At 37.4% G+C, this 12800-nt stretch carries 8 protein-coding genes; 5 read left to right on the plus strand and 3 right to left on the minus strand.

What is annotated here, in order from left to right; all coding sequences use genetic code 11:
• Position 1: 1 nt before the first annotated feature.
• Both WA338_RS03390 and lipB read left to right on the plus strand, forming a co-directional pair.
• The gene (locus WA338_RS03390) at positions 2–154 is read left to right on the plus strand and encodes a YqaE/Pmp3 family membrane protein (RefSeq protein WP_083777975.1); all 153 of its coding nucleotides are present in this window, start codon (positions 2–4) and stop codon (positions 152–154) included.
• A gap of 65 nt (positions 155–219) precedes the next feature.
• Entirely contained in the window at positions 220–933 is a 714-nt protein-coding gene (gene lipB / locus WA338_RS03395; protein ID WP_336092063.1) for a lipoyl(octanoyl) transferase LipB, read from the plus strand.
• Here lipB and WA338_RS03400 read toward each other — a convergent pair whose 3' ends face one another.
• The 3 genes from WA338_RS03400 to WA338_RS03410 all read right to left on the minus strand — a co-directional run bounded on the left by WA338_RS03400 (position 934) and on the right by WA338_RS03410 (position 4931).
• Positions 934–1617: a TapB family protein gene (locus WA338_RS03400; protein ID WP_336092065.1), complete on the minus strand. Its 684-nt coding sequence runs from the start codon at positions 1615–1617 to the stop codon at positions 934–936.
• 158 nt (positions 1618–1775) lie between these two features.
• The gene (locus tag WA338_RS03405) at positions 1776–4259 is read right to left on the minus strand and encodes a hypothetical protein (RefSeq protein ID WP_336092067.1); all 2484 of its coding nucleotides are present in this window, start codon (positions 4257–4259) and stop codon (positions 1776–1778) included.
• A gap of 69 nt (positions 4260–4328) precedes the next feature.
• The gene (locus WA338_RS03410; RefSeq protein WP_336092077.1) at positions 4329–4931 is read right to left on the minus strand and encodes a ribonuclease HII; all 603 of its coding nucleotides are present in this window, start codon (positions 4929–4931) and stop codon (positions 4329–4331) included.
• A gap of 258 nt (positions 4932–5189) precedes the next feature.
• Between WA338_RS03410 and WA338_RS03415 the strand changes: the two genes are divergently transcribed.
• The 3 genes from WA338_RS03415 to WA338_RS03425 all read left to right on the plus strand — a co-directional run bounded on the left by WA338_RS03415 (position 5190) and on the right by WA338_RS03425 (position 12105).
• Entirely contained in the window at positions 5190–8435 is a 3246-nt protein-coding gene (locus WA338_RS03415; RefSeq protein ID WP_336092069.1) for a SusC/RagA family TonB-linked outer membrane protein, read from the plus strand.
• Between the two features lie 83 nt (positions 8436–8518).
• Entirely contained in the window at positions 8519–9955 is a 1437-nt protein-coding gene (locus WA338_RS03420; protein ID WP_336092071.1) for a RagB/SusD family nutrient uptake outer membrane protein, read from the plus strand.
• A gap of 185 nt (positions 9956–10140) precedes the next feature.
• The gene (locus tag WA338_RS03425; RefSeq protein WP_273016794.1) at positions 10141–12105 is read left to right on the plus strand and encodes a putative porin; all 1965 of its coding nucleotides are present in this window, start codon (positions 10141–10143) and stop codon (positions 12103–12105) included.
• Positions 12106–12800: the final 695 nt, after the last annotated feature.

Raw genomic sequence — 12800 nt, forward strand, 5'->3', positions numbered from 1 at the left:
AATGAGTTTTTTTAGGGCGCTTATCGCCATCTTCTTGCCACCCTTGTCTGTACTGGATAAAGGCTGTGGTTCTGTTTTAATAGTAACGGTATTGTGGTTTTGCGGTTGGATTCCGGGAGTGATCGCTGCATTGGTCATTGTAAACAAGCGCTAATTAATTGAGCTATTTGATACTTCTGGTGGTTATGTGCTGGTTAAAATGTGTTGTATCTTTGCCGTATGAATAAGAAAGTAGAGGTACAGGATTTAGGAAATCGCGACTACAAGGAAGTTTGGGATTATCAAGAGCAACTGTTTAAAGAGATTTTAGATCTAAAAATCAAAAACAGGCGTGAAGAAACTGATCTTGCTACGCCTAATCACTTTTTGTTTGTGGAGCATCCGCACGTGTATACATTGGGTAAGAGCGGAGATATAAGCAATTTGCTCGTTTCTGAAGAGCAACTCCAAGCTAAAAATGCTACTTTTTATAAAATCAACAGAGGCGGGGATATCACCTATCACGGTCCTGGTCAAATTGTAGGCTATCCTATTTTAGATCTTGAAAATTTCTTCACAGATATTCATAAATACTTAAGACTTCTGGAAGAAACCATCATTTTAACCTTGGCAGAATATGGTTTGAAAGCCGAACGCTCTGAAGGTGAAACCGGAGTTTGGCTTGATGTTGGAACTCCGTTTGCGCGAAAGATCTGTGCGATGGGTGTACGCGCCAGTAGATGGGTGACGATGCACGGTTTTGCATTTAATGTAAATGCTAATCTGGGATACTTTGATAATATTGTTCCTTGTGGAATTAAAGAGAAGGCAGTGACCTCGCTTAATGTAGAGTTAGGGCGCAGTGAAGTGCCTCTTGATGAAGTAAAGCCAAAGCTTCTAAAACATTTCTCTGATTTATTTGAGGCAGAACTGGTAGAGAAAGTGAGCGTATAGCTAAAATTTCAAATCGGTTAGAAGGTTAATGCCTGTGATGGCGCCTTCAAGATTATAATCTACTTGTTTTATCAAGCCAATATCTTCTGCGAACCATTGCTTTACGCTTCCGGTATTGTTATTTTGAGGTCTCATATGGGTTTTCGATTCGATCAAATAACATTCAAAAGTACCTGCAGGCGTATTGATCGTTTCTTTTGATGTCACAATTCTATCGGTAAGAAAATAATGTAAACGGTGTTTTATAGGAGTGACTTCGATCTCAATTTTATAATCGGCATTGCTTAGTTTTTGGCCTACGTGTAATGCTTTAGGTATGGAAAGACTGCTTGAGGTAGCGTCCAAATCCATATTATGAAATTCTTCAAAAACATATGCAGGAATGATATTTTTATTGTTGATCAAGAGAGCAGCGTCGTTACATTCTATAGCATAATATTTTTCTTTTTCGGTAGTTGTTGTATCTCTATTTGTTTGTGCAATAATTGCTTTTCTTCCATCTGCATTATTGAAAGTGGCAGTAACATTGAAATGACTAACCTCAATTAAATTATTGGAGCTACCGTAGAAGGAGATTTCAAACGAGGTGTTTTCTGAGAGCGCACTATCTTGGGTGCATAAATTCTGAGCGCAAAGACTACTAGATATCAAACTACCTATTAGAAAAAGAGTTGAGGTTTTCATAAGCTGTTTTTTAATGCTACAAACGTGTAGGGGAAACAGCGTCACAGTATTGGGGATTACTGAGTAGGGAGCTATCAGAACTTAAAGGTAGAAGTTGGGTTGCATTTTTAAAAGAGGTAAAACCCCTTTTAACATTTTGTTTTTAAGTGGATTAGAGGTTAGTTGATCTGGTAAATGATGATGCTGTCAGATTCTCCTTTAGTTACGAAGCCTAAGTCGGTAGCCGAGTTCAAGCTGCCAAAATCGAGTTTAGAAGCCCCATAAACCGGAAAGTTAGGAAGTAAATTCCCGTCGCTTCCGTAAACATATACTTTATTATTCTGCAAGTCGGTGAGAGAGACGTAATAGGCATTTTTGGCTTTAAGAACTTGGAGTCCCTTATAAATACCTAGATCAATGGTGATCTTTTTGTTGTTTATACTAAGTTGTTCAGGGGTAAGAATTGCTTCGGTTTTTTGTAGGCGATCATATTGTGTATCACTTCCTGATTGGAGTTGTTTGCGCGTGATTTTTCCGCTTTGCGAAATGCTTGAAAGCGTTCCATTTTTTTCAAATACCAGAAAGTTATTGGCTTTTTCAAAAACAGGTTGGTCTGAAAAGGCAAAAGTTTCTGTGGTTTTGATGCGCGTCTCTCCACGACGATTTAAAATTTCAAGTTGGCCGTTCTCAAGCTGGATTACGATATAATCTTTGGTTCCAAACCTTATGTGTTGTGGTGCGTTTTTAAGCGTTGAAGGCGCTTGGGTATAGGTGAAACCCTTCACTTTTTTTCCTTCTCGGTCAAGCATCGTTAACGCGCTGCCTTGTGCGATGATAAAACGATAATCACGGCTTCTGTCGTAATCAAAAACGGCAAGTGGTTGAGTGATCTCAGAATAATCCTTGTCAAAAGGTTGAACGATTGTGCCGTCACTCGCAATGATATAAAAATGAGAAGGCGTGGTGAAAGCATATTGCAATCGACCATTTTTATATAGATCAACCTGCTGAATTTCTCCTAAAATAGGACCATCAAGCTCTTTTTTCCATTCGATTTTTCCGCTAGCGTTGATGTGATATAAAGTGTTGCTGATGTCTTGAACTAAAATGTTTTGACCTTTTGTACGGTAATTATGCAACATCTGTGGAGCATTAAGGAGGTCTTTATCTAGCGTGACGCTAGCTACCTGTACGATCTGAGAAGCTTCAGTTTTCGCTGAAATTTTATGCGTTAGTGCATTTACATAGGTGAAATCATCTGCTTGAACCAACTGAAGCATCACTGCCGGATAATCAGTAAAATCGATTTGATTAAGAATTTTACCCTGTTTTTTGCTCAGTTTCTCACTGATGTATCCTGAAAGTATTTCGGTATTTCCGTAATAAGAAAGTGTTGAGGCGTCACTCATCTTTTTTGACAATTCAGAAAAACCTACAGTATTCTTGAGCGTTGCGTCATTCTGATAATTTGCGATAAAATCCTTTAGATGTGTGAGCGTATGTGTAAATACCAAGTGGTTTTCAACAAAACCGTAATAATGTGCAATTCCCGGGTTTAAAAGTTCTTTGTAAGCTTCTTCTAAAAAGGTAGAGTCTGAAACTTGGTATATTGGCAAGTCTCTAAAACGCTCGATCTCTGTAGAAATGGGCGCGAGAGCAAGTTCTGATGCAGAAACATTACCACTGTTTGCAAGCAGCAACTGATCTGTTTGTGTGTAAACCACAGCTACTTCATCTATCGATTTAAAAAATGCTTCGTTAGCAACCGTAAATTCTTTTGCCGAAGCATTGCGTTTAGCAGCCAGATTTTCTTTATAGGTCTCCCAATCAGGATTACTGAAACTAACAACTGCTCGACTTTGTGCCGGAGCAACAGCTAGTAATTTTGAACTAGCGGGTTTTAAATCGTTTAAAAGATCGAGTGTTTGATTGCCATCTTGAGACGAAGTAAGTACACCGCTAAAGTTTAGGGCGTCTTTATTATCAAGATCAATATCCAGCGCAAGCCAATTGAAAGGAGTATGCGAAGATTGAAACTTTAATTGCGGAATAGTATGTTTAAGTATGCGTTTATAATAAGAGCCTTTTATATAGAGGTTAGGGCTTGAGCTATTACTTGTTTTGATCATTTGTTCTAAGGAAGCGTCAATAGGATCTCTGCCGGTGTTATTTTGCAGGATGGCATTTTCCAGAACAAGTTTTGACGTGCTGGCAATAAAGAAGGCGTCTTTTTTGAAAAAGTGAAGATAGTCGTCGTTGATTGCAACAGAATTGATTGTAGTGCCTTCGTAGTCATAAGTTTGTACTTGCTGACTGAAAGAAGAATCCTTACTGATTAGTTTAGGGTGATTTTTGGTTATGAGCGCAAGATCAAAATCATCATCACCTAAGGCTACAAAAGATAGATAGCTGTCATCCTGCGGTTCAAAATGTTGAAAAAGTGAAGCGTAAGCACTTAGGCTTTGGTTTAGTTGTGTTTCTTTGAGTAGGTTTATTGGCGCATTAACGTGTAAAGAAGCTTCAAAATCTTCCCAGTCTGGAATTCGAACTATAGCAGCCGATTTTTGCGGAATGAGATGTATGAGATTTGTGCTGGTGCTAGGGGCTTGTTCGCAATTTAAAAGTAGAAGGAGTAAACCGAATGCTAAAGCTATCTTCCGCATGCTTAAGTAAGTTTTAAGTGTTAATGCAAAGGTAAGTACTCTTTATAGAGCAGTATTGTTGAAATTCTCTTAAATATCTAACCGAAGTTGTTCGGGAAGTTGCTTAAAGCTTTTGCGATGATGTGAAGTGATCCCAAATTCTTTGATGGCCTGTCTATGTTCTTTTGTGGGATAGCCCTTGTTTTTTTTCCAATTGTATTGCGGGAATTGCATATGCATGTCCGTCATATAACGATCGCGTTCCGTCTTTGCCAATACAGAAGCTGCGGCTATAGATAAGAACTTACTGTCTCCTTTAATGATACATTCGTGTGAACATTCTTTATAAGGTTTGAAGCGATTGCCGTCAACCAAGATGTGTTGCGGTTGCTGCTTGAGCTTTTCAATAGCAAGGTGCATCGCTTTTATGGAGGCATTCAAAATATTGATCTCATCTATTTCTTCTGGGAATACGTGAGCGATACCAAAGGCAAGCGCTTCCTGTTCTATAACGGGGCGTAATAATTCTCGTGATTTGTGCGTAAGTAATTTAGAATCGGTTAAAATCTTGTTTTTAAAGGATTGCGGCAGGATTACCGCAGCTGCAGTTACCGGTCCTGCAAGACATCCTCGGCCCGCTTCATCAGTGCCGCATTCTAAAATTAAATTTTGAGAAAAAAGTTTTAGAGGTATCAAACGTTGTAAATTATAAGCTCCAAAATTAAATAAAAGAAAAATGTTTCAGTAATTATATGGAAATGAAACCATTAACTCTTGATTGAAAAATTATTTGCAAAAATGTCATTTTTGTGATTTTCTGTTAAACAAAGCTTAAATAAAAGCGCTTTATTGATTATTTGATATGTTAAATCTTAAAAGTGTCTAAATTTTCGTTGTAATTCTAAGAAAGTTTTATGATGTTTGCGATGGCTAATTCAAATAAATAAATTTATGAAATCAAAAATTACGTGGTGCTTAGCGCTAGGTTTGCTGTTTTTAACACAGTTGACATTCGCTCAGCAAAAAACTGTTACTGGTACAGTAACTGACGGCAATAGTATGCCGCTACCAGGAGTAAACATTGTGGTTCAAGGAACCAGTGTTGGTACTCAAACTGACTTTGATGGGAATTATTCTATCAGCGCAGAGCAAGGGCAGAACCTTGTTTTTTCTTACATTGGTTTTCAAGATCAAGTAGTAACTGTAGGAGCTTCTTCAACTATCAGTGTTTCCATGCAAGCAGGTGAGGAGCTAGATGAAGTGGTTGTTACTGGTTTTGGTAATGTGTCTAAAACGTCATTTGCAGGTTCAGCAAAAGTTGTAGGAGGTGAACAAATCTCAAAGAAGTCTTTTTCAAACGTTTCTCAGGCACTAGCGGGAGAGGCAGCTGGAGTTGCAGTATTTAACACAACTGGTCAGCCTGGTAGTACTTCGCAAATTAGAATCCGCGGTTTTGGATCTATCAATGGTAGTAATGATCCTCTTTATGTAGTTGATGACGCTCCATTTGGAGGAAGTCTTAATGATATCAATCCTAATGATATCAAATCGGTTACTATTCTTAAGGATGCATCTGCAACATCACTGTATGGTGCGCGAGGTGCAAATGGGGTAATTGTAATTACAACTAAGAAAGGTAAGGGTGAAGCAAGTCGTTTAAATGTGTCAATCAAAACCGGTACAAACTATCAAGGTATTGACAGATATGAAACAATTAGTTCTCCTGAAGAATATATTGGAATTTCTTGGGAAGGAATCTATCAAAGAGGTTTGTTAGAAAACGACGGTGATCAAGCTGCCGCAATCGACTATGCAAATGCCAACTTATTCGAAGGGGCTAATGCAGATGTTTCTGATATTTCGCCTGTATATAATATGTGGAATATTGGAGGTAGTGATGCAGCGGCTGTTGCCCAATTAATTGATCCGGCAACCGGTATGGTACGTCCGGGTGTAACTAGAAGATATACTCCAGAGAGTTGGGAGGATTTTGCTTTTCAAAGCTCTAACAGAACAGAGGCTAATGTTTCTGTTTCAAATAGCGGAGAAAAGTCTTCAGTATACGCTTCATTTGGTTTTATCGATGATATAGGGTATGCAAGTAATACAGATTACCAGAGATTGAATGGTCGTGTGACTGCTACAAATAATATCTTAGATATTATCGATTTAACTACTACTATTAACTATGCTCAGAGTGAGCAAAATAATAATGGTACCGGTTCTTCTTCATCTTCTCAGTTCTGGTGGATTGATAACATACCACCTATCTACCCATTATTCCGTAGAGATGCGGATGGTAACAGAATTCCTGATCCTATTTACGGTGGTTTCTTATATGATTATGGTTTAGAAGATGGTCGTGGTTTTGGTTTTGCTACCAATGGTGTGGCTGATTCTCAAATTAACATCAGCAACAATAAAGGTAATGCGGTTAACTTTAATAATGACTTCAAGTTGACATTATTAGATGGTCTGACATTAGAGAATAACTTTGCGTTTCAGTATTACATGAATGATAATACCACGCTAAACGAACCGTTCTATAGCCCTTCACAAGGAGACGGTGGTAGAATTGATAGATCAAGATCTGAAACACAAAACTATACCCTTAGAACTGGATTGCGTTATAACAAGCGTTTTGGCGAATTTAATGTTTCTGCATTCCTATCTCACGTTGCGACTGCTTATGAGTTTAACTATTTGCTAGCGAGCCGTTCTAATTTGGTAACTCCTTTTGGGCCAAATATTTCAAATGGTGTTGTTAATAATCCAAGTGACGGGTTTACAAGAGATGAGAGAACTGAGAGTTATATAGCAAACGCAACTGTGGATTTTGCTAATAAGTATTTCTTAAATGCTACATTTAACAGAGATGCGTCTTCACGTTTTGTAAATGAAAAATGGGGTAATTTTTACTCTGTAGGTGCTGCTTGGGTATTAACTCAAGAACAGTTTTTAAATAGCTCTAACTTTGTGGATTTCTTGAAATTAAAAGCGAGTTATGGTGTTCTTGGTAACTCTGCAGGTATAGGTCTATATCCTGGTTATAACTTATACTCTATCAACAATCTTAATGATAATATCTCATTAGCATTTACTACAAGAGGTAACCCAGATCTTACTTGGGAGAGCTCAAACCAGTTTAACGTAGGTGCTGAGTTTGAATTAGGAAACTTTGTTGATGGTTCGTTAGAATACTACAGAAAGACCACAACAGATATGTTCTTTACAAGAAACGTAGGACCTTCAAATGGTTTTGCTAACATTCGTGTAAATGACGGTGAGATGCTAAACTCAGGTGTTGAATTTGATTTAGATTTTAAAGTTGTAGATAATGGTAAGTTCCGTTTTAATGTTGGAATTAATGGAGCATTATTAAGCAACGAACTTGTAGCTCTTCCTATCGATCCTACTACAGGTGAGGAGCAAAGATTTGATCAAGCTGGTAGCTACGGTCGTACTGCAGGTAGATCTTTATATGACTGGTATATGCCAGTTTACGCAGGTGTAAACAGTGAAAACGGTGCTGCACAATGGGAGCGTTACTTTGATGACGTTGATAATAACGGTGTTTACGGAGGAGATGACGTGATCATTACTTCATTAACTGGTTATATGAATGATAACCCAGATGCAAATATTGCTCAGGATATCACAGAAGTATACGCTGAAGCAGCAGATAAGTTTATTGACAAGACTGCAATTCCTGATATTACTGGATCTTTCCGTTTAAATGCAGAGTACGCAGGTTTCTCTCTTAGTGCTTTATTTGCATACTCTTTAGGAGGGTGGTCTTATGATGGAGCTTATGCTTCTTTAATGGACAATGATTATGCAGGTACCAATAACTTTAGCGTAGACATCAGAGATCGTTGGATGTCGCCTGGAGATGTTACTGATATTCCACGTCAAGATGCTAGATTTCAAATTCAGCAAAATGCTACTTCAACGAGATTTTTGACTAAAGCTGATTTCTTGGCTTTAAATAATATTCGTTTGGGGTATACAATGCCTGCTAACTTTGTAGAAAAAATGGGCCTTTCTAACCTTGATTTCTTTGTGACTGGTGATAACCTTGCTTTCTGGTCTGCAAGAAAAGGTTTTAACCCTTCTACATCAGCTACGGGTAACTCTAACTTTTATAGCTATGCACCACTTTCTACTATTGTATTTGGTGTTAATTTAACTTTATAAAAAATATGAAAATGTTAAGAAAAATTATTTATTTCGGTGGGGCTCTTCTCTTGCTGGCGTCTTGTAGTGAAGACTATCTAGAGGTGTACCCAACAGAGACCTTATCTGCGGAGCAGGTGTCTGAGGCTGCAGAAATTAACCCAGATGTATCAGCAGGTACTTTATTGGGTATTTATGAGAACTTATACCGTAGAGGTAGTGGTGGTACTGATAGCCAAGAAGATTTTGGTATTACAACGCAGTATATTCAGTTGGATATGATGTCTGCAGATATGGCTCACTTAGGTAAGAGTTATAACAGACAAACTCAAATCTCAGAATTAACTGCAACTCTAGATCCTGATAATGCTTACAATTACAGAGGATGGAGGTTCTTATATCGAATCATTAACTTGTCAAACTTGGTTATTGATGGAGCTGGTGGTAATGATGTAGTGCCTGAAACTGAAACAGGAAGATTCACTATCGGTCAGGCTAAAGCTTTAAGAGGATATGCATACTATTTCCTTGCTCACATTTATGTGAATGATATTTCAGATTTATCTAAAGAAGTTTTACCTATTTATACAAGTGCAAACGATCTTGATATGCCTAAAAGTACTCTTCAAGAAGTATTTGATGTTGCTTTAAATGATTTATTAGAAGCGGAGACTTTACTTGAAGGTTTTAATAGAGATGCTAAGATTGAAATTAACCAGGATGTTGTAAGGGGATTATTAGCTCGACTTTATGGAGCTATGAATAACTGGCCTAAAACTGAAGAGTACGCCAAAAAGGTTATAGATGCTGGATATCCAATTATGACGGCTGATGAAGTGGCATTACTACCGGGTGAAGATGGTAGTGTTGGTGGATTCAACGATATCAATAGCATTCCAGGAGTTCTATGGGGGATTGATATTACTCCTCAAGGACAAGGTCTTGCTTCATTATTTTCTTGGTGGGGCTTTATGGATGCTTACAGTTATAGCTACGCTGCTGTAGGTAACCCAAAAGGTATGGATGCTGGTTTATATAGCAACTTTAGAGAAGATGATATTAGATTGTATCAATTTAATTCAGCTTTACGACCATTAGGTAAATTCTATTATAAGGGAGCTGAATTAAACGGTTTTGGATTATTTTCAGGTCCTCAGGTGAATATCGATTCAGATTCACACTATATGAGAATTGCTGAGATGTATTTATTACACGCAGAAGCTGCTGCTGAAAATGGTAACGTTAATGCAGCTAGAACTAGTTTGAAGGCGCTTTTAGATCTTAGATTAGACGATTCTTCTTACGTTGATGCACTTTCAGCTGATCAATTGGCTGAAGAAGCTGCGCTGCAAGCGAGATTAGAACTTTGGGGTGAAGGTCAGTCTTACTTCATTATGAAGAGAAGACGTGAGACACGTACCAGAGGTTCTAACTGGTTAGATTTTGCGGGTCAATCTTTTTCTCACGATGATGAGAAGTTGACTTATGAGATCCCGCAAAATGAGATCTTATTCAACACAAACTTAGGAGGGCAAAACTAATTTAGCCTAGCCTTAATTAATATTTGTGAAAACCGGATAGTTTATAATAACTATCCGGTTTTTTAGTTTACTTAGGTGATATAGCATATTTTAATATACTAAAGCACCTAAGGGTTTTGGCTAAAATGAAATTTTTAGTGAAAATCTCTATTATTAGCTTTAGTTTCGCAAACAAAATAGATAAAATGAGCATTAGAGTTGGGTTTAAGTGTGTGGTGCTATTCTTGTTTAGTTTACAGATGTTTTCTCAAGACAACTCAAGCATAAAAAGAGAAGGTGGCGGTAGGAATAGTTTTGAGGATAGTGTTACTCGGCGTAAAAAAAACCTAAGGGACAAACTCAAGCGCCCGGCAATAGATCTTTATAAAATTATCTCAGTAGAAAATGACACGACTGTTGTAGATACTTCACTTACTGTAGAAAAATTGTATAAATACAATTACTTGCGTAAAGATAATTTTGAGTTGTTATCGTTTTCAAACGAAGGACAGACTTATAATACCTTGGCTTATGATTTTTCTACACAAAACATCAGGCCGCTGTTTGGTGCGCGGGCACGTCATTTCAACTATATGGAAGTCGCTGATATTAATTACTATCAGGTGCCAACACCATTTACCGAGTTGTATTATAAGAGTGTATTCTCTCAAGGGCAGAATTTGGATGCCTTTTTTACAATGAACAAATCCAAACGTTTCAATTTCTCTATCGCTTATAAAGGGCTTCGCAGTTTAGGAAAGTATCAAAATTTTCTAACAAGTACAGGTAATTTCAGGTTTACGCTTAACTATCAAACAAAGAATAAGCGCTACGATCTCAAAGCGCATTATGTAGCTCAGGATTTGATGAATCAACAAAATGGAGGATTGACCGATCAGGCTTTGCTGAATTTCGCCAGCGGCAATTCTCAATTTAATGATAGAGCACGACTTTCTGTTAATTTTGAAGATGCTGAAAATATACTTGATGGTGCGCGCTTTTATTTAAATCAGCGGTATGATCTGATTCCACAAAATGATAGCATCTCTAAAAACCGAATACAAGTTGGGCATATTCTGAATTATGAAGATAAATTCTATAGATACGAGCAGGCTTCTCCGGCAACGACCTTATTTGGTAATTCCTTTGTGACTTCAAATCTGGTAGATCGTACCGATCTTGAAGAGTTCAATAATCGTGTGTTTGTCGAATATTCCAATGACATATTGGGGACTTTAAATTTCCAAGCAAACCATACGTATTACAATTACGGGTATAATTCGGTTCTAATTCAAGAAGAGGGGCGTATTCCTAATGGGATTCAGGGTGATTTAATTGCTGTGGGTGCTGCTTATAAAAAGATGTATAGAGGCTTTCAGTTAAAAGGTGAAGCACAAACAAATGTTGTGGGTGATTTCTCTGGATTAGATTTTAAAGCAGAAGCTTCTTATGAACTAAAGGATAAAGCTAACTTTTCAGGAGGTATACATATCAATTCGGCACCTGCAAATTATAATCATTTGCTCTATCAAAGCAGTTACGAGAATTACAATTGGTTTAATGCAGAAGCTTATGATAATGTAAAAACCAGTTCGCTGTATTTTAATATGCAATCTAATAAATGGCTAAACGCATCGGCTGAGTTGGTTAATATAGCAGATTATGTCTATTTCGCTAAGAATGATTTGGGGTTAACCCAATCTTTTCAGGCAGGAGAAAATGTTACTTATCTAAAGCTGAAACTTAATAAGGAATTCAGATTCGGAAAATTTGCACTTGATAATACGGTAGCCTATCAAAACGTAAGTTCGGGTATGAGTTATCTGAATGTACCCGAAGTGATCACGCGCAATACTTTATATTATACAGACCAATGGTTTCAAAAAGCCCTTTTTGTAGAAACCGGTTTCAGGTTTAATTATTTTACTGAGTACAATATGAATGCTTACGATCCTGTTTTAGCTGAATTCTATGTTCAAAACGATCAGGAACTAGGTGGATTCCCATTATTGGATCTATTTTTCAATATGAAAGTGCGTCAGACGCGCATCTTTTTTATTGCCGAGCATATAAATTCTTTGGTAAGTCCTTCAGATTATTATTCAGCACCGGGTTATCCCTATCGTGATTTCACGTTTCGCTTTGGTCTGGTGTGGAATTTCTTTTTATAGGGTTTTGCTGTTTTTGACAGCAACCGGGCTTTCGCTACTCGCTTTATTGCGCTTTTAGCAGCGCAATAAGAGCTCAAACACGCCGCTCAATCCCTAACCCAAGCTTTTTTTCGGGCTAATAGCTATTGGTTTCTGTGTAGTTCATCGAGTAAATCCAATAAAATTCGGGATTTTGCTTTTTTAGAAGCTGCCTCGATCGTTTATTATTTTGATTGTATGAGTATATCCAGAAGTTTTTTTAAAAATATTAAGAATGTAATCAGCTGTAAACAAGGGGCTAGTAAATTAATTTAAAAATACTTTCAAAAAGTGCTTGCGGGGTTGGATAATCGTTCTATATTTGCGCCTCCAAAATCGGATATAAAAAACGGTTTTACGTTCTTAGAAATGCAGATAAAGTAAACCGCCTTCGGGTTGATCTCGTGGGGAATTTACTGATGATAGGATTTTTGTTTTGAGGTAGTCCTTTTGGATTTAAAATCCATTTGACGGCGTCAAAAATAAAGTTTAAAAAAAGCTTGTTTATAAAGGAAAAAAGGTGGTATCTTTGCCCTCCCGTTTTTCGGTAAGGAAAGCGGATTAGTTCTTATAAAAGCGATAAAAAACAGGCTTAAAAAAAACTTTAAATTTTATTTGTTTAGTAATAAAAAAGGTTTGTATATTTGCAGCCGCTTTCACGGAGAGCAACGCACATT

This window comes from Leeuwenhoekiella sp. CH_XMU1409-2 (assembly GCF_037029365.1).
GTDB classification, from domain to species: domain Bacteria; phylum Bacteroidota; class Bacteroidia; order Flavobacteriales; family Flavobacteriaceae; genus Leeuwenhoekiella; species Leeuwenhoekiella blandensis.

Excerpts from the sequence above, each read along its gene's own strand:
- WA338_RS03390 (WP_083777975.1), top strand. The coding sequence starts at position 2 with ATGAGTTTTTTTAGGGCGCTTATCGCCATCTTCTTGCCACCCTTGTCT.
- WA338_RS03425 (WP_273016794.1), top strand. The coding sequence starts at position 10,141 with ATGAGCATTAGAGTTGGGTTTAAGTGTGTGGTGCTATTCTTGTTTAGT.
- lipB (WP_336092063.1), top strand. The coding sequence starts at position 220 with ATGAATAAGAAAGTAGAGGTACAGGATTTAGGAAATCGCGACTACAAG.
- WA338_RS03405 (WP_336092067.1), bottom strand. The coding sequence starts at position 4,259 with ATGCGGAAGATAGCTTTAGCATTCGGTTTACTCCTTCTACTTTTAAAT.
- WA338_RS03400 (WP_336092065.1), bottom strand. The coding sequence starts at position 1,617 with ATGAAAACCTCAACTCTTTTTCTAATAGGTAGTTTGATATCTAGTAGT.
- WA338_RS03415 (WP_336092069.1), top strand. The coding sequence starts at position 5,190 with ATGAAATCAAAAATTACGTGGTGCTTAGCGCTAGGTTTGCTGTTTTTA.